The following is an 18771-nucleotide window of genomic DNA, read 5'->3' as shown; positions in this document are numbered from 1 at the left end:
GTTCTGAGTTGCCCCGGGTCAGAACGGTGGGATTTCTTCGGGGTCGGGTGCATGGGGGTTGCCCGGCACCTCGGAGGCACCCGGCGCCGTTCTAGGGCTGGCAAGGGTCGGACCGCAGCCGCAGTACTCAAGGCAGCCACAGTCCAGACGGGTCGGTGGGGGCTCGACCGCGTCATGCTCGTGCGGGCGTGGTTGCGACGTTGAAGCCATGACCGGCGGCGCCCGGTTCACATACTGGTGACCGAGCCCACTGGACCAGACCGTGATCTGCGATCCCGGCTTAGCGACTGCCCACCCACCAACGTGCTTCAACCGATGGTGACGTCGACAGCAACAGCCCAAGTTGGTGTCAGTAGTGAGCCCACCATCTGCATAGTCGACGACGTGGTCCTGGTCGGTGTAGGCAGCCGGTGCCCGACATGCCGGATGCGTGCAATATCGATCGCGGATCTGCACCAACCGGCGCAACGCAGCCCCGGCTGACCGCCGCCGCGCACCGTTGCCTCGTGCTACACCACCGTTATCGGCACCGCCGCCTCCATCGCTCGTGTCAGCACATCGCGCTGTATCACCGCGGCCCGCAGCTTCACCCCGACCCGCAGCTTCACCCCGACCGGCCATCTGAGCGGCGGGAGCGGTGGCGGCGATCTGAGTGCTGATGTCGTCGATGAGGCGTTCATAACCTGGGTGCGCAGTTCGCGCCCCGGCGTCGAGCCGGGAAAGATCGCTGGCACAGAGTTGCAACTCCACGATGCCGCGCGCCACCCCCGACACGCGCGAGTTCGGAGAAACCCCCCCCCGCGCGCGTACTGTGCTGATCCCGGCGGTGATCACGTAACCGTTGTCGTCACATAGCACCCATCTGAACTCGGCACCGGCCATCGTGGCCACGATCCGCCGGCCAATAGTCGCGGGGATGAAATCCCAGCCGACCACCTCGGCCGGTCGCTCATCAAGCCCGACCAAGGTTGCCAAGCTGATACGCACCTCGCCAGGAGTCCAACCGCCAGCACAGCGAGCTCCTGCATCCGCCGGGCCAGAGTCCGCGGCCCGGGCGCCTGACGACACGCTGGCGTCGGGCGCAACACACCCACTATCGGTGGCCTCATCACGCGTGGTACCGGCCGGATCGTCGCTCCGGCCACCATCAGCCTGGCCACCATCGGCCTGGCCACCATCAGCCTGGCCACCATCCCGGCCGCCGTCATCATCCGGGCCACTACTACCAGCCGGGCCTCCATCACCAGTCGGGCCACTATCCCGGCCATCGCCCAAGCCGTCACCCCGGCCACCATCACCACCCGGAGCATCACGCCTGCCATCGCCACCACCAGGAGCACCACCCTGGCCATCGCCCAAGCCATCACCCCGGCCATCGCCACCACCAGGACCGCCACCCCCGCCATCGCCCAAGCCGTCACCCCGGCCACCATCACCACCAGGACCACCACCCCGGCCGCCATCATCACCTGAGCCGGGCCCGTCGCTGGGACCAGTTGGGTCCTCGGGTTCAACAAAAGGGTTGGCGAGGACGTGAGCGATGATTTGTTCATCGCCCATCGCCTGAAACGTGCCGTCCAGCATCCCCAGGTACAGATCCGCGCGGATATGGTTCATTGGCCGGGCGTCGCCGCCACGTTTGCACCGCCGGGCGAGGACATCAACACGGTGGCACGCTGCGGCGGCACGCTCAACGGGCAGGTCAAGGCCGGACACGTTGGCCGATCCATCCGGGTTGCGTGAGCCCTGTACCCGACGCCCTCTGACCGCCTGTGTGTAGCGGCGTTGCGCCCAGTCCGGATCAATCGCGATAGCTGCGCGTTTGATCGCATCGATCAGCTCACCGACCAGCATGCCTGACGCGACCGGTATGAGGTCACGACAGATCTGAGCGGCTTGGTCGTCGCTCAGGCCAGAAGTCCATTGGGTGAATGCGATGGCGCGTGGCTCGTCGAGATCTCCTGCGAGCATCGCCTCACCCAGCATCGGCAAACGATCATGGATGTCATAGGCCAGCGCGAACGTAGTGTCGGAGCGTCGGCGTGACCACACCAAAGCCGCACGGGCTTCCTCAGCGGCGAACTCGCCTGGATGCTCGACCCTGGCCACCGAATCCGGCGTGTGCGCTTGGCGCATGCCAGTCTCCAGCAACGCCCGCAGGAAAATTGCCCGATCATGATTAGCCTGCCGGTACGCCGCGGCCATCACCTCTACCGTGTCAAACCCACAGACCAGCTCAACCGAGATCTCAGCCAGCAACGCAGCCAAACGAGGGCCAGGCGTCATGGTGGACAACCCCTCAGGAACCGGCGTCGGCCCGCCGGGATCCCCCTCCACACCACCGTCCGGGTCGGAAACGTACATGACGAGCACTCCCTGTGCGAATCACCGGCACGCTGTGGCTGACGGCCACAGACACACCAAGGGGATTGTTCGATGGCCCGGCCACACCCGAAAGCCCGCTACTCGTCACACGCCGATGGAGAACCCAACGACCCTCCCGGCAGCTACCCCCCACCATATGCCAAACACCTGTTCGATTCAACCCTCCTAACGAGCACTCACATCTCCAACGGCGATCGCCGGCCAGGAGCGAGGCCGCGCCCATGGAAGGCCACGAGACGCTCCGTCACCAGAGGTGATCGGCGGCACTGGGTAGACGACGAATGCCGCTCGGCAACGTGTCGCCGCTCGTCATCGCCGCGCGTGTGCCTCCTCTGTGAGCTCGGCCAACAGCCGGAAGCCGGCGGCGTCCACGGAGGCCGAGGTCGCGGAGAGGATTACCGCGCCGGTACCGGCGTCGCGATCGAGGCCGAGCCAGGAGCGGAAACCTCCAGTGCCGCCGTTGTGCCAGGTGATCGACCGGCCGCGGACCTCGATGGTGATCCAGGCCGCTCCGATCCGGACACGGCGTCCACCGAATACGTCGATTGGGTCGAGTGCCGCGGCACCGGGCGCAGCGCCGTTGAGGAGGGCCTGCACGAGACACGCCATATCCTCGATGCCAGCCCGGATACCGCCGGCCGGGCCGATCGCCTCACCGGTCCACGGTTCTCGGGTCCGTCCGAACCTGTTCCTACCCACGAGCGCAGCCGGCCGAAGCCCCTCGGGAGCGGCAGGTACATAGAACGTGGTGAGCCCGAGAGGGCCAGCGATGCGCCGCTGGACGAGTTCGGCGAACGTCGTACCCGCCGCGCTGGCGAGAGCATGCCCGAGCAACTCGAAGCCGAAGTTGGAGTAACGCGACCGCGTTGCCCCCGGCTTGGCCAGGCGGGCCTGGGACAGCAGCTCGTCGAGGTTCTCACCGTACGGGTTCGCACCGTGCACCCACAGCGACAGCGTTCTTCTGATCGCCGACGCCGATCCGGGCAACGCGGGCAACCCAGGCAACCCGGAGCGATGGACCGTGATCGAGCCCAGCTCCAGGCCGGCCGCCGGGGTGCCGAGCAGCGGCAGCAGATCGCCGAGCGTCGACGTCGGGGCGACCTCCCCACGAGCGAGTGCATCCACATAGAGGAGCCCGGTGACCCCTTTGGAGATCGAGCCGATCTCGAAGTCCGCGCCGCGGGCAGCACCGATACCGGCGACGCGAACCTCGTCCGGAGTGACACTGGCGGCCGCGACCGCTCGCCGCCTGCCCCGAAGGAGCCGGCTGACCGTAGCCGCGAGCTCGACGTCGCCATTCACACCAGTCATGGCTGCCCCTTGAACAGCCCACGACCACCGAACTTCTTGTGCACAGCCTGCTTCGACACGCCCAGCGCCGCGGCGATCTCGGCCCACGTGACACCGGCATTGCGGGCCTTGCGGACGAGCACCGCCTCGCGCCGCTCCAGCTCCTGGCGCAACCGCCCAGCCGCAGCAAGCGCAGTCAGCGGATCATCCTCCGCGGCCGAACGAGCCAGCGTCGTCAGCACATCATCACTCATGGCGTCAACCTTAGTTGACAGGCGTACCGTGGTCAACCTATGTTGACGACGTGCCCGAGGGTGACCTCCCGGACCGCCTCTCGCCACCCTTGCTCAACGGCTGGACGTCATGGCCCGCAGCGTCTCGATCGTTTCCTCGAGGCCACGGTGCACGGGCTTGTCTCGCCTGACGACGAGCGCGAGCTCCCGGTGCAGCAGTGGCGACAAGGGGCGCGCAACGATGGCCGCGCGCTCACTCTCCTCCCGGACCGCCATGCCCGGCAGAATGGCGTATCCGAGCCCTGCTCCCACCAGTTCCTTGATCGCCTCGACGCTCCCCAGCTCCATGATCGGCTTCACCGCTATGCCCGCGCGGGCGAACCAGTCGTCCACGAGCCGCCGGGAGTGGCCGCCGGGCTCGTACAGGACCAGCGGCAGTGTGCTCAGGGTGCCGGGGGTCACGGTGTGCGGCAGGGCATCGTCGTCAGCCGGAGCGATCACCACGAGTTCGTCGCTCAGCACCGGCGTCACCTCGAAGATCCGGCCGGGCGCCGGCGTGGTGACGAGCGCGACGTCGAGACGGTTCTCCTCGACCAGTTTCAGGATGTCCGTTGTATTACCCGTGCGCACGACCAACTCCAGAGCCGGCATGCGCCGGCGCAGGCTACGCAGGATGGACGGGAGCACGTAGATGCACGCGGTTGCGCCCGTCCCGAGCCGTACCCGGCCGGCCTGGCCGGTGGCATACGGAGCAAGGGCTTCCATGGCGCTGGCTACGGCGCCCTCGATACGCCCGGAGTGCACCAACAGCTGGGCACCGGCGGCCGTGGGGGTGACTCGTTTGCCGACCCGTTCAACCAGCCGCACGCCCAGGCGCTCCTCGAGCTGGCGGACCCTGAGGCTGATGGCCGGCTGGGTGAGGTTCAGCCGCTCCGCCGCCCCTGAGAAGCTGCCAGCCTCCACCACCTCGGCGAATGCGTGCAGCTGAGCCAGATTGAACTCATGCATATCAAAGCATTGCTTATGCACTGTATAACGTCAATGAGCAATGATTATGCTCGTGCGGTGACGTCGATCCTCGATCCGCGCGACCATCAGCACCGCACCAGTTCCGTTCGTGACGCCACCGATGCCGACGTCCCGGCCATTCAGCAGATCTACGCACACTATGTGCGGCACACGCTCTCCACCTTCGAAGAAGAGCCGCCGACTGTCGACGAGATGCGGTCCCGCCAGGCGGCCGTTCTGCGGGCCGGTCTGCCTTACCTGGTGGCCGAGGCGGGCGGGGCCGTCGTCGGCTACAGCTACGCCACGGTCTACCGGCCCCGGCCGGCGTACCGGTACACCATCGAGGACTCGGTGTACGTGGCCCCGGACGCACAGCAACGCGGCGTTGGACGTTTGCTGCTCTCGGCTCTGATCGAGCGGTGCGCCGCGGGTCCCTGGCGGCAAATGATCGCCGTGATCGGCAACAGCAACAACACCGGGTCCGTCACGCTGCACGAAAAGCTCGGGTTCCGCTACGTCGGCACCCTCACGGCTACCGGCTACAAGTTCGGCCAATGGATCGACACCGCGCTGATGCAACGCGAGATCGGACTCGGCCAGCACACCGCGCCCGAGCTTGGAAGCCCGGAGGACCGGCAGCCTTGATCCCGCGCCGCACGGTGCACTTTCTGGGTACCTCCCAGCTGGTCTGCTGGGGCGTCACGCACTACCTGATCGGCGTATTCGGCAGTCACATCGAGGACGATCTCGGCTGGGAATCCGCGCAGGTCTATGGCGGTTACTCGGCGGCACTGCTGGTCATGGGGTTTGCCTCACCGGTGGTCGGCCGGCTGATCGACCGACACGGCGGCAGCAAGATCATGAGCATCGGGTCGGTACTCGCCGCCGCCGGCTGCACCGGCCTGGCGGTGTCCACCTCCCTCGCGACCTATTACGCCGCGTGGGTCTGCCTCGGAGTGGCCATGCGGTGCACGTTGTACGACGCCGCATTCGCCACCCTGGCACGTATCGGCGGGCCGACCGCCAGGCGTGCCATGTCGCAGATCACCCTGCTGGGCGGGCTGGCGTCCACCGCGTTCTGGCCCATCGGACACGGTCTCACCGGTCTGGTCGGCTGGCGCGGAGCGGTCCTGTGTTACACCGCCATCGCCCTGGTGACCCTCCCGCTGCACCTCGCCCTGCCACGCGGCCGATACGGTGAGACCTCCGATGCGTCGCCGCACAAGGGACCCGCGCCTTCACCGGCGGAGCCACCGGAGCCGGGTACGACACCACCATCCGCAGCGGTGCCGGAACCGCTGGCGAGGACCGGCCGCGAACGGCTCATCGCGGGGAGCCTCTACGCCGTGATGATGACCTCGGTAGCCTTTCTCGGCGCCAGCATGTCGGCGCACATGATCAGCATCCTGACCGGCCTGGGCCTGGCAGCCACAGCGGCGGTCTGGGTCGCCGCCCTGCGAGGTGTCGCGCAATCGGTAGCCCGACTCGCCGACGTCCTGTTCGGGCGGCGTATCCATCCGCTCACACTGGCGTTGATCGCCACCCCGCTCCTGCCGCTCGGTTTCGTCGCGGGCCTTGGGGCCGGAGAGCTGCTGATCCTCGCGATCGCGTTTCCCATGCTCTATGGGGCCGGCAACGGCCTCTTGACGATCACTCGCGGCACACTGCCGCTCGCGCTGTTCGACCACCACACCTACGGCGCGTTCGTCGGGCGGCTGCTGCTGCCCGGCTTCATGCTCTCAGCCAGTGCGCCCATCGTCTTCGCTTTCGTGATCGACAACCTCGGCGAGCGCGGCGCGCTGCTCGTAGCGGCATTCCTCGGCACCTTCATCCTCGCCGCCGCGGCAGCATTAAGGATCCGCTTCCAGCAGGGACCGCCGACGACGTAGCGCCGCCCGGGGGTCGTCGTTCAGGCACTCGGCCGATATTCGCCGACCGGGTCGAGGCGCGACAATCCAGCCGGCAGCTCACCGCTGTACACGACGCCCAGACGGCGGGTGGGCCGGGTCAGCGCCACGTACAGGTCAGAGTAGCCACGCGGCGAGTCGGCGATGATCTCATCCGGCGCCACGACGATGGCGGCGTCGAACTCCAGGCCCTTGGCCTGCTCAGATGTCAACACGGCGACCTGAGCATCGAGCATGTCCGGATCCCCGGCGCCCCGTGCCCCTGGGTGGTATGGCTTGATCGCCGCCATGCTCCGGGCGAGCAAGGAGACGGGAACGACGAACGCGAGTGTGCCCTCGCCTAGGGCCGCGAGCTCACGGGTGGCGATCTCGGGCAGCACGGTGGCGAGCTGATCCGGGGCGACACACCACGACCACGGCAGGTCGCCACCTTCTCGCACCGCACGCGGCGCTGCCCCGTCCGAACCACCCGCGGCCAGCACGTCTGATGCGACAGCCATGATCGCTTCGGTGGAGCGATAGTTCACCGTCAGCCGGGCCCGGCGCCACCGGCCGGCAGCCAGCGGATCGAGCACCTCCGCCCACGAAGTGACTCCGTCTGGGGCGCTGGTCTGAGCGATATCGCCCACGACCGTCATCGACAGTGTCGGGCAGCGCCGGAGCAGAAGCCGCCACGCCATCGGCGACAGCTCCTGGGCTTCGTCGACGATGACGTGGCCGTAGCGCCACTCCCGGTCCCGCCGGGCGCGCTGGGACAGCGTCGCGTCCGGCCCGGTGTCGTGGTACCTCGACAACACGAGTTCGGCGTCGACCGGCATCGCCACTTCTTCGTCGATGGCCATGTCCATCGCCACGTCGTACGCATCCGATACCAGCTGGCGTTCTTCTTCGGTATGCCTCGAACGCTCCATCTCCGCCAGCATCCGCTGGCCGGCAAGCCGGTCGAGCGTGGCGTCAAGCTCTCCGACCAGCGTCGCGATCTCGTCCAGCAGAGGCACGTCGGCGACGGTCCAGGAGCCGCGGTCGGCCCGCTGCACGGCGTTTCGCTCGTCCACGCTGAGCTGCGGGGCGACGTCCGCGCGCAGCACCGGGTCGGTCAGCAGATCGCCGAGAAGCCCTTCGGGGGTCAGCTCCGGCCACAGCACGTCGAGCGCTTCCCGGACACCAGGCGAGGAGCGCAGCTCCTGGTGCAGCGCGTCACGGTCGATGAGCCCGGAAAGCTCTTGATCGACTTCGTCCTCGTTCTCGTCGGGTGCTTCGACGCCGTCGAGCACGGACTCGATCGCCGTGAGCGCCTGACTGGTGAGTTCCTCCAGCACGGCGCGCACGACGAACCGGCGCATCCGGTTGTGGGGTTGTTGAGCGCGCCGCGCCAGTTCCTGGGCCTCGTCCCGGATTCGCCGGCAGGTTTGGTCGTCGAGAACGTAGGTGTCTCGATCGGTGACAACCTTCATGCCACCGATGGGCGCACGTTCATTGTTGCGGACCGCTTGTTCCAACACGGCCGCCATCCGCAGATCGCCTTTGACGACGGCCGCCGCCTCGGTGTCCGGCCGCGACGTTGCCACACCCGGATACAACTCCCCCATGGACGCAAGAACGACGTCTGTTTCGCCCAGGCCGGGCAGCACCTGATCGATATAGCGCACGAACGTGGCGTTCGGCCCCACCACGAGAACACCGTTCTTGGAGAGCCGCTCCCGGTGGGTGTACAGCAGATAGGCAGCACGGTGCAGGGCGACGACCGTCTTTCCGGTGCCAGGCCCACCTTCGACGACGAGGATGCCCTCGGAACCGGAACGGATCACCCGGTCCTGCTCGGCCTGGATGGTGGCGACGATGTCGGCCATCCGGCCGGTGCGGGCCGACTTCAGCGACGTCAGCAGGGCTGCCTCACCGGTCAGGTGCTTGATCTCGTCCTCGCCGAGTTCGTCCAGCGCCAGGAGGTCGTCGTCGAGGCGGATCACGCTACGGCCCTTCAGATGAATATGCCGGCGACGCCGCACACCGAGCCGTTCGGCAGGCGTGGCACGGTAGAAGGGAATCGCCGCCGGCGCCCGCCAGTCGACAAGCAGCGGATCGTATTCCTCGTCGTAAATGCCGGCCCGTCCGATGTAGAGCGGAGCATCGTCGTCGACGTCCAGGCGGCCGAGCACCAGACCGTGTTCGGCGGCGGAGAGCCGCGCAGCCCGGCTGGAATGGTGCTGCGCCGCGACATCTCGTTCGAGCTTCGCCTGGTGGGTCGGTGATTGCTCCGCCCCGATGCCGTCAACGAAGTGCTGATAGGACCCATCGCGCAAGGCATCGAACCGCTCATATACCACAGAGACGTAGGCCTGTTCAGCCTCAATCTCTTTTTTCATATTGTCGATTGACGAAGGCTTTTCAATCACGGTATAATCGGTCGCATTCAACGCTTCTTGCCTTTCGGAATTCTCCGGAATAAACAAATCAACAAGATAGCGCGAATTCGTCGGCTTGAACAAATCAGGTGAGTCCAGCGACCACTGACATCGTCGGCGATGACGGTTCAGGGCACCCCGATCAGCCGCAGTCCGGCGGCCGTGATCGCCGCGGCCAGCACGACGACGACGAACGGCGCCCGGCGCCATGCCAGCACGCCACCAACAACCACCCCCGCCGGCCGGGCAAAACCGGCGAACTCCTGGCCGTCGAGAACCGCCGAGGTCACCACCAGCGCTGCGAGCAGAACCACCGCCGAGACCGCCATCAGTTGCTCCACTCGCGGCGACAACTCGACCCGGTCCCGCAGGACCGGACCAGCGAATCTGAAAGCGAACGTGCCGACTCCGAGCACTATCGCCGCGAACACCAATGTGGTCACGAGGCCACCTCCTGTTGCCGCCGCTCAGGCTTGCGTCCGGCGCCGGCCAGCACCCCCACCAAGGCCAGCAGCACAGGCAGCCCGGCCGGAAGGAACGGGGCCGTGGCCACAGCCACCACGACACCCAGAAGAACGGCACGCCGTACAGCCGGGTCCCGCAGCGACGGCAGCACCAGAGCGAGCAAGACGGCCGGGAAAGCCGCGTCCAGCCCGAGCGCATCGGTATCCGTGATCACGGTGCCGCCAACGGCGCCGATCACCACTCCGAGGTTCCATGAGACGAACAGCCCCAGTCCGCACGCCCAATAGGCGGCGCGGCGCTTATCAGCATCGTGCTGGGCCAAAGCAAATGCGACCGATTCGTCGATCATCAGGTGAGTGCCGGCGATTCGCCGCAGCCAACCCTGACCGAGAACGTCGCCGAGGGCGAACCCGAACGGCAGATGCCGAGCATTGACCAGCAGACCGGCAATGACAGCCGCCACCGGATTGCCGCCCGAGGCGACCAATCCGACGAACATGAACTGGGCCGCGCCGGCGAACACCACCACCGAAAGCAGCATCGGCATCCACACCGGCAACCCGGAACCGACGGCAATGGCCCCGAAAGACACACCGACGATCCCGCCCGCCGCCCAGACCAGCGCGACGTCGCGCACCAGTTCGGGACCGAGTGTTCGCCATATCGAACGCATAGCGTTCTATGATGAACGGAGCAAGACTGTTCGTCAAGCCGAACGAAACGACTTGTGGAGCGAACGATGGTTCAGGATTCCGGCGCCCCGTTGGCCGTGATAGCCGCCTCCTTGCGGCGTGAACGCAAACGCAGTGGGCTCTCGCTCACCGAGGTCGCCCGTAGGGCGGGCATCGCCAAATCCACCTTGTCTCAGCTCGAGTCCGGCACGGGAAACCCCAGCGTAGAGACACTCTGGGCACTTGGTGTCGCGCTGGACGTGCCGTTCGCTCAGCTGGTGCAGCCGACCCGCCCCAAGGTGCAGATCATCCGCAAAGGTGAGGGACCCGCTCTCGCCGCCGAACACGCCGACTACGTCGCCACCCTGCTGGCCTCCTGCCCGCCCAACGCCCGCCGCGACATCTACCTCATCGCAGGCGAACCCGGCGCACCCCGCCAGTCCGAGCCGCATATGCCCGGTGTGACCGAGCATGTGATCCTCAGCCGTGGCCGAGCGATGATCGGTGTGGCCGAGGACCCCGTTGAGCTCAATCCCGGCGACTACATCGCGTATCCGGGCGACGTCGCGCACATTTTCAAGGCCTTGGAGCCGGACACCTCCGCCGTCCTCGTCTCCGAACACACGTAACGGAGCGCGCAACGGAACTCGCCTCGCGGCGGATCGTGCCGAGCGTTCGCTCCTCGGCACGATCCCGACACCAGCGCGAGATCACCCGCCCGCACCTCCGGGACACCCTGGCGATCTCATCGCACCGGAATGATCCCCAGGACCGTCTGGTCCACCTCGTTGCCGGCCGTGTCTGTGGCGACGGCTCGCAGCGATACGCTCGCGCCGGACTGCAACGCGCTCACCGGGAGCAGCGTCGCCCGGAAGGTGGCCTCGCCGGTGCGCCGCGCAGGCGCCTCCCGCCACGTCTCACCATCGTCGACTGACCACCAAAGCCGCATCGACTCGATGCGCTCCGGTACTTCCACCCCGGCCAGATGCCGTGCCCTCAGATCCAGATGAAGGGGCCGCCGGGCGAAGGCGTGCGCCAGTTCATCGAGGTCCGCGTCGTAGTCGAGGATCAGCAATGGAGGAATGGTCAACCCGCCCCCGAACGGATCACCGGCAGGCTCGGAGTCGAACGTCCACACCGTTCGGGCCCGCTGCGAACGCATGAAGTCATCGCGCAACGTCAGGTCGTGCTTGAGACGGAACCGGCCGGCCTCGTCCGGCACCGGGAAATGGCCGGCGTACGTGTCCTGGCTGTCGATCAACTGCCCGTCTTTGAACAGCGTGATCTGGCTCGACTCCACGAGGTCATCGTTCAACTGACCGACCCGCCCACTGGTGCCGACCCCAATTTCGGCGTTCAGCGCGACCGAGCTGTGCCGGGAGACTTCCGGCGCGGGACGCAACGCCGCACCGACCTGGAACTGGGTTCGCTCACGCCGCTCGTAGGTATGGAAGTCGTCGCAGATCTCGAAATAGGTGTCCTTCAGTACGCCGAGACAATGCCGCCACGAAACATCCGGGCCCGCCGTCATGAACATGTCCGTTTCACTCGGCACGTCCGCGGGCATCCAGCTCATGAAACTGATCCCGATTCCGCTGAAGCCGAAACCCAGGCCATTGACGTGCTCGCCGTCCGCCCGGATCGGGTGGTGTTTGGCCTCGACTCTGGCCATGTCATTGACCTCACGCTGGGTCAGCGTGCGGGACAGCGGGTCGGAGAACCGCGGCGCGTCCAGCACGAGATCGAAGATATCTGGATTAGCCGAGTTGCCACGTCCGGTCGATCCCAACCGCCACCGGAACACCGCGTCGAACCTGCCGGTCTCCACCGGCTCGGTCGGGGTGATGAAAACCTGCCCGTCCGCGACCATCTCCGCATCGACGAAGACGGCCTCGAAGTAACCTCGTTGGTCGTCGCTGTGAGTGGCGTACAAGATGCCGGCGAAATCGCGGGCCTCGGTCGGCTGGCCCTGGATCGTCGGAGGTTCCAGACGTTGCGCTTCGCGGGCATCGATCACGTACGAGATGTCGGAGCGGACCTCGAGGCCGGTGGTTCCCGCGATCGTCAGCGTTTCCCGCCCTCCGTCGTCCGACGGACTGACGATGCGGGTGAACACGCTGTAGCTGCCGGGGTCCACCCGGGCCGAGGCATACCCGTTCTCGTCCGGGTACAGCCGTCGCATCAAGCCGGTCTCCGCGTTGACCGCCTGGATCGTCGGGTCGGCGTTCGGGAGTCCCAGGCCAGTCGCCGGATCGTACGGCTCACCGTTTCGATCCAGCAGCTGGACTTCGAGGTCGTAACGCTCCTCCTCACTGAATACGCCGATGGGCAGCCGGAGCAACGTGGTCTCGCCGGAGCGGACCGACACGCCGCCGTCCCACGGCCCCGCGGACAGCAGTTCCGGATGGAGCGTGACAGTGGTCGTGGCCGAACCGCTCGCCGGCACCGTCAGGGTGGCCGGACTGACGTCGAAAGCGCCGTCGGCGGCGGGCACACCACGACTGGTACTGAGCTCGCCGACCAGATCGACCGCGACCGGCTCCGCGCCGTCGTTGGTCAGCGTGAGTTTCTGCCTCCGAGGTGTGTTGTCACCGAATCGCAGGTAGCCGAAATCGAGGGTGGCGAGATCGGCACGGAGGTTCTCGTGTACCGCACGGTTCAGGTCGAGCCGGCCGTTGCCGTGCGACCAGGACGTCTGATACTCGTAGGTCTCCGCGGTGGTGACCAGCTGTGCCTTGATCTCCTGCCAGCTCGATTCCGGCCGCTGCTGCATGAGTAGGGCCGCGGCACCGGCGACGATCGGCGTAGCCATCGACGTGCCGGTCATCGGCACGTACAGATCGCTGTCCCGCGCTCCCGCACGCGCACCCAGGATCTCCACGCCCGGTGCGGTGATCTCCGGCTTGAGCCGGTAGCTGCCGAGGGTGGGACCGTTGCCCGAGTACATCCACGTCGCCTCCGTCTCGGTGACTGCACCGACGGTGAGGGCCGACGCAGCCGAGCCCGGCGTGTTGATCGTGAAATAGGTCTCACCGAAGCCGCCGTCGTTCCCGGCGGCGGCGACGAACAGGGTTCCGGTCTGCTCAGCCAATGCTTCCAGCGACTCGACCACAGGGTCGTCGACATCACTAGCTGGACCGCCGAGGCTGAGGTTGACCACGTCGGCGCCTTGATCGACCGCCCATTCCATGCCGGCGATCACCCACGAAGCCTGCCCGGCGCCGTCGTCGTCGAGCACCTTGGCCGACAGCAGCGTGGCGCTCGGTGCGACACCCTGCCGGGCACCATCGGCACCCGCGCCGGTTCCGGCGACGAGCGACGCCACGTGCGTGCCGTGGCCGTGTATGTCCGCCGCGGACTCCGCGCCGGTGAAGTTGGCGTGTGCCCGCACCTGCCCCTCGAGTCCCGGGTGCGCGTCATCGACACCGGTGTCCAGCACAGCGACGGTGACACCGGAGCCGTCCAGCCCGGAGTCCCAGGCCGCCGGCGCCTCGATCTGATCGAGATAGCCGTCGAGAGCGGCAACCTCGACTTTGCTGTCCAGCCAAATCTTGTCCACACCCCCGAGCGCGTCGGCGGCGGCCATCGGACGTGGCTCGCTGATCTCGGCCAGGGCGGCACCAAGATCAGCCGCATTCTCCTTGTCCAGTTCGACCGCGGCACCGGTGATGCTCTCGAGCTGTTCACCGGCCCGAAACAGGCCCGTGTTGTCGGCGAAAGTGTTCACCGAGCCGGCGCTGCGGACGATCAGCGGCAAGGCGTCAGAATGCTGATCGTCGTAGCCCATCTCCACGAGAGTGGTGATGTTGAACAACGCCGGATCCAGCACCTCCGGCACAAGCGAAGCGACGTCATCGGGCACGACGTGCACGTCAGCGCCGTCTCGATACACACTGAACCCCGACGGCTCGGAGCCGGGTGCCGGATCGAACATGACCTCCGGCTCGCCGGCAGACGGCGTCAGCGTGACCCGGTCGCCCGTTACAAGTGTCACCGTCGCCGGGGTGCCGGACGACGTGTCCGTGACGGGTGGATCCTCCGGTCCGGACGCAGAGCCGCTCCCGGCTGCCGGCAGCGGCCCGGCCAGCGTCGCCACCAGCATGACGCTGACCGCCGGCGCCAGTAGGCGACGCACGGATCGATGGGCAGGTGTGGTGCGCATCCTGGATCCTCTTCTCTCCCGACGGGCGACCGTGAGGCACATCGTGTCCCGGTCCGGTGTGCGTTGCGAGTGGGTGTATCACCCAAAGCTGCGCCGGCGTCCTGCTATAGCGGCTCCCACCGTTCCGCCGGGCGGGGTTCGTCGTCAGTGTCCCGCTGTGTGGTCATCGGCTCATCTGGGTCGCGCTCCGGAGCTTGACCGGGCGATTCGGGTCCGTCCATGGGTGTACACGATGCGCCGTCGAAGCACCGGACGCGAGTGGGTAAATCACCCATTGTTCCCCTGTTCGACATTCGAACTGGCGATGTCGAAAATGCGACATGTCATAACAACGGCACATTCAAACTAGTGACTCGCCGTGGGTTGTCAGGCGAATCTGGGCGATACGCGGCACCCAGCCGCGGCTGCCCCGCTCGGTTCCCGAAAGGCTGCACAGATGCTCCCGTTGTCAAGACTTCGACACGTCGTGGCCGGATTCGTCCTCATCACCCTGGCTGCCACGACCGGAATCTCCGTCAGCACGGCAACCAGCCCCGGCCACCACCCGCCATTCGCTCTGGGCTCGACCTCCGGCGACGGCATCCCCCGGGGCGTCTCGCACACGGTGATGCTGGTGACCGGCGACGTCGTGCGGGTCGAACGAGCCGGCGCCGGACGCCAGGTCGTCACCGTCGAACCGGCCGAGGGCCGTGAACTGATCGACTTCCACCAGCTCGAACTCGACGGCGAACTCTTCGTCATCCCCCACGTCGCCATCCCGTACCTGGACGGCGACCAGCTGGACCAGGCGCTGTTCAACGTCGATCAGCTCATCGAGCAGGGCTATCACGACGAAGCCATGGACACCCTGCCGCTGATCGTCCGCTACGGCGACGCGGCGGCACCGTTCGGTGACGACACAACGGACGTGCTGGCCAGCGCAGAGCACGAGCTCTCGCTGGAGAGCGTCGACGCCCACGCGATCAGCGTCGACAAACGGGACGCGGCCGCGTTCTGGGACTCGGTCGACAACCGGGACGACGCCGACGTCTCAGCGACACTCGACCATGACATCGAGATGATCTGGCTGGACGCGAAGGTCGAACCGGCCCTCGAGCACAGCGTCGAACAGATCGGCGCACCCGCTGCCTGGGAACATGAACTCGACGGCACGGGCATCACGGTCGCCGTGCTGGACACCGGGATCGACACGGAGCACCCGGATCTGGCCGGCAAGATCAGCGACGAACGTGACTTCACCGGAAGCGGGTCGACCAACGACCTGATCGGACACGGAACCCATGTCGCGGCAACCATCGCCGGCAGCGGCGCCGCCTCCGACGGCCTGCGCACCGGCGTAGCACCTGGCGCGGAACTGCTGAACGGCAAGGTGCTGGACGACGGTGGCACCGGCTTGAGCTCATGGATCATCGAAGGCATGGAGTGGGCCGTCGCCGCCGGAGCCGACATCGTCAACCTGAGCCTCGGAGGCGGGCCGACCGACGGTACCGACCCGATGAGCCTGGCGTTGAACGCCTTGACCGAAGAGACCGGTGCCCTGTTCGTCGTCGCCGCCGGCAACTCCGGTCCGGCCAGTACGACGGTAGGCACGCCGGGCAGTGCCGACGCCGCGCTGACGGTCGGAGCCGTTGACCGCGACGAGTCGCTGGCCCGGTTCTCCAGCCGTGGCCCACGCCTCGGCGACCTGGCGATCAAGCCCGAGATCACCGCTCCCGGCGTAGGCATCACCGCCGCCCGAGCGGCCGGAACGTCCATGGGCAGCCCGGTGGACGAGTTCTACACAGCGGCCAACGGGACGTCGATGGCCACCCCCCACGTAGCGGGCGCGGCGGCGATCCTGGCCCAGCGGCACGCCGGGTGGACCGCAGACGAACTCAAGGATGCGCTGGTCAGCACCAGTGTGGCAGCGGCTGAATACACCGCGGACGAACAAGGTGGCGGCCGCGTGGACGTGGCCCGAGCCGTCGGCCCGGGGCTCTACGCGAGTGGCATGGTCCACCTGGGCACTTTCACGGAGGATGACGACGAGCACACCCGCACCGACGTCGTGTACACGAACACCACGGACACCGACGTCGACCTCGAACTGGACCTGACACTGACCACCGCGGGCGGCGATGAACCCGGTGAGAACGCAGTCAGCCTCGAGCAACGCCATCTGCGCGTGCCCGCCGGCTCGACGGCGTCGGTCGAGGTCGTCGTCGCTCCAGATGTGCTCGAAAGGGGCCGCTACTCCGGCCGGCTCACGGCCCGGGCCGGCCACACCGAAGTCGGCAGCGTGATCTCGCTGCTGAAAGAACCGCCGATGCACACCGTGACGTTTTCGGTCACTGATCCAGACGGGCGGCCGGGAACCGCCCTGCCGCTGGCCGTCTACGGCGACGATCCCCGGTTCGACATGGTGACCGACCTCTGGCAGCCGGGGCAGACGATCACCCGCGAGTTCGGCGAGGGTTCGTACTACGTGTTCGCCAACATGGACCACTGGGATGACGAGTACGGCGAGAGCGCACATGTCGTCGTCCTGCCAGAGCTGGAGATCACCGAGGACATGGACGTCGTGCTCGACGCACGCGACGCGGTCGAGGTGGAGATCGAGACACCGAAACCGGCCGAGCAGACCGGCATCTACAGCTACTACGCCTACCGCGACATCGGTTCGCGGACCGTCGGCAACGCAGTGATGAAGTTCCCGCACACCGAACGCCTCTTCGTCACCCCCACCGAGGCTGTCTCAGGCGGATTCGAGTTCAACTCCCGGTGGCAGCTACGCGCTCCGATGTTGACCGCCGAGGTGGTCGGGCGGCCGCGGCAAGAGCTGGACCTGTATTACTACTCTCCTTCCATCGCGCTCGAAGGCACCACGACCTTGCCTGTTGTCCATGTGGGCGAAGGCACGCCGGAGGACTATGCCGGCGTGGACGTCCGAGACGCCATGGCGCTCGTCACGCCATCCGGCGATCCCGACTTCAACGCTCTGACGGAAGTGGCCGCGGACGCCGGCGCCGCGATGGCCGCGTTCGTGCCGCCAGGAACCTACAGCTGGTTCAGCGAATGGCAGCCCGGCGACTATCGGTTGCCGGCGATGAGCACGTTCGTTCCGCCCCGGCAGGCCGGACCGCTTCTGGAGTTGCTCGCCGAACGCGACGTCAAGGTCCGGCTGACCGGGATGATCGACAGTCCGTACTTGTACGACGTGATGCAGGTGTCCGAAGGCCGGATTCCCGAGCGTGTCCGGCACGTCGTGGATCGAGACACCAGCGCCACCGTCATCAACCGGTACCACGGCACAGGAGGCGACGAGTGGGTCAAGGAGCAGCGATTCGGCTGGCGGGAATGGATGGGGTCGGTCATCAACCAGACCGAGAGACATCTGCGCAGCCCGCACGTGCGGGAAGAGACGGTCAGCTCCGGCGGCACGCTCTGGCAGCACCGGGTCCGCCACGACTCGCCCTGGCTGAGCGGGATACCGGTCCAAGGCGGCATGACTCACCTGCCACGCACCTACGAATCCGGCGAGCGTCTCAACACCGATTGGCATCAGGCGGTGGTACGCCCGGCGATCCCGCGGGCCGTCGACGGGCTGACCAGCTACCGCGAAGGTGATGTCTTGACCATCCGTATTCCGGAGTTCGCCGACAGCAGCTCCGACCACTACGGATTCGCCGAAGACGCGGACGAAGCCTGGGGTGACGAGGTCACGGCCAGGCTGTATCAGGACGAGGAGCTCATCTTCGAGGGAATCGGCGCGTGGGGCGACTACCTGGTGGCCGCCGGGCCGGCCCGATACCGTCTCGATCTCGATGTCGAGCGCGACCAGCCGGAATGGGAGTTCTCGCCGCGCACCAGTACGACGTGGACTTTCACCTCCGCGCGTCCGGCACAGCCGGAAGAGCCACTGCCACTAATTCAGATCGACTACGACGTCCCCACTGACGTGCGCAACCAGGCGCCGGCGGGACGGGTGGTTCACCTCGGCCTGACCGCGCGGCACCAGGATGGATTGGGCGAGCTCGATGTGGTCCGGATGTCAGTGCGAACTTCCTACGACGACGGAACTACCTGGGAGGACGTCCGCCTGCTCGACGACGGAGCGGGAGAGTACCGGGCCCTTGTCCGTCACCCACCGCTCCGGGCCACCGACGGCTACGTCTGGCTCCAGGTGGAGGCCGAGGACGACGCCGGCAACATCGTCAAGCAGACCATCGAGCGCGCGTACGGACTCGGGGGCCGCTGATCGAACCCTTT

At 67.0% G+C, this 18771-nt stretch carries 12 protein-coding genes; 4 read left to right on the top strand and 8 right to left on the bottom strand.

What is annotated here, in order from left to right:
• Positions 1–18: 18 nt before the first annotated feature.
• The 4 genes from F7O44_RS16575 to F7O44_RS16560 all read right to left on the bottom strand — a co-directional run bounded on the left by F7O44_RS16575 (position 19) and on the right by F7O44_RS16560 (position 4916).
• On the bottom strand, positions 19–2364 hold the full coding sequence (locus tag F7O44_RS16575) for an HNH endonuclease signature motif containing protein (protein WP_162451371.1): 2346 nt from the start codon (positions 2362–2364) through the stop codon (positions 19–21).
• Positions 2365–2694: 330 nt separating this feature from the next.
• Entirely contained in the window at positions 2695–3696 is a 1002-nt protein-coding gene (locus F7O44_RS16570) for a serine hydrolase domain-containing protein (protein ID WP_162451370.1), read from the bottom strand.
• Complete coding sequence (locus F7O44_RS16565) at positions 3693–3929, bottom strand: helix-turn-helix domain-containing protein (protein ID WP_162451369.1); 237 nt, start codon at positions 3927–3929, stop codon at positions 3693–3695. The genes F7O44_RS16570 and F7O44_RS16565 overlap by 4 nt, the downstream gene beginning before the upstream one ends.
• Before the next feature lie 93 nt (positions 3930–4022).
• Entirely contained in the window at positions 4023–4916 is an 894-nt protein-coding gene (locus F7O44_RS16560; RefSeq protein ID WP_162451368.1) for a LysR family transcriptional regulator, read from the bottom strand.
• A gap of 33 nt (positions 4917–4949) precedes the next feature.
• Here F7O44_RS16560 and F7O44_RS16555 point away from each other — a divergent pair, with 33 nt between their 5' ends.
• Together F7O44_RS16555 and F7O44_RS16550 are read left to right on the top strand one after the other, a co-directional pair.
• The gene (locus F7O44_RS16555) at positions 4950–5561 is read left to right on the top strand and encodes a GNAT family N-acetyltransferase (RefSeq protein WP_162451367.1); all 612 of its coding nucleotides are present in this window, start codon (positions 4950–4952) and stop codon (positions 5559–5561) included.
• Positions 5558–6805 carry an MFS transporter gene (locus F7O44_RS16550; RefSeq protein ID WP_222851427.1) on the top strand — a complete coding sequence of 416 codons (1248 nt, stop codon included), beginning with the start codon at positions 5558–5560 and terminating at the stop codon, positions 6803–6805. Before F7O44_RS16555 ends, F7O44_RS16550 begins: the two co-directional genes overlap by 4 nt.
• 20 nt (positions 6806–6825) lie before the next feature.
• On the opposite strand, the gene F7O44_RS16545 is transcribed toward F7O44_RS16550, so the two are convergent.
• From F7O44_RS16545 to F7O44_RS16535, 3 genes are all read right to left on the bottom strand, one after another.
• A complete protein-coding gene (locus F7O44_RS16545) occupies positions 6826–9186 on the bottom strand; it encodes a HelD family protein (protein WP_162451365.1) in 2361 nt (786 codons plus the stop codon).
• 167 nt (positions 9187–9353) lie between these two features.
• A complete protein-coding gene (locus F7O44_RS16540; protein ID WP_162451364.1) occupies positions 9354–9668 on the bottom strand; it encodes an AzlD domain-containing protein in 315 nt (104 codons plus the stop codon).
• Positions 9665–10363, bottom strand: coding sequence for an AzlC family ABC transporter permease (locus tag F7O44_RS16535; RefSeq protein WP_162451363.1), 699 nt, complete (start codon positions 10361–10363; stop codon positions 9665–9667). Before F7O44_RS16535 ends, F7O44_RS16540 begins: the two co-directional genes overlap by 4 nt.
• Before the next feature lie 66 nt (positions 10364–10429).
• On the opposite strand from F7O44_RS16535, the gene F7O44_RS16530 reads away from it, so the two are divergent.
• The gene (locus F7O44_RS16530; RefSeq protein WP_162451362.1) at positions 10430–10990 is read left to right on the top strand and encodes a helix-turn-helix domain-containing protein; all 561 of its coding nucleotides are present in this window, start codon (positions 10430–10432) and stop codon (positions 10988–10990) included.
• A gap of 116 nt (positions 10991–11106) precedes the next feature.
• Here F7O44_RS16530 and F7O44_RS16525 read toward each other — a convergent pair whose 3' ends face one another.
• Positions 11107–14523, bottom strand: a complete 3417-nt coding sequence (locus tag F7O44_RS16525; RefSeq protein WP_162451361.1) for a S8 family serine peptidase — start codon at positions 14521–14523, stop codon at positions 11107–11109.
• Positions 14524–14959: 436 nt separating this feature from the next.
• Between F7O44_RS16525 and F7O44_RS16520 the strand changes: the two genes are divergently transcribed.
• Positions 14960–18760: a S8 family peptidase gene (locus F7O44_RS16520; protein WP_222851426.1), complete on the top strand. Its 3801-nt coding sequence runs from the start codon at positions 14960–14962 to the stop codon at positions 18758–18760.
• Positions 18761–18771: the final 11 nt, after the last annotated feature.

Origin of the sequence: Phytoactinopolyspora mesophila, assembly GCF_010122465.1 — a bacterium.
In the GTDB taxonomy this organism is placed as follows: Bacteria; Actinomycetota; Actinomycetes; order Jiangellales; family Jiangellaceae; genus Phytoactinopolyspora; species Phytoactinopolyspora mesophila.
The sequence above is the reverse complement of the archived record's forward strand: the minus strand, read 5'-3'. Positions and strand labels throughout refer to the sequence as shown.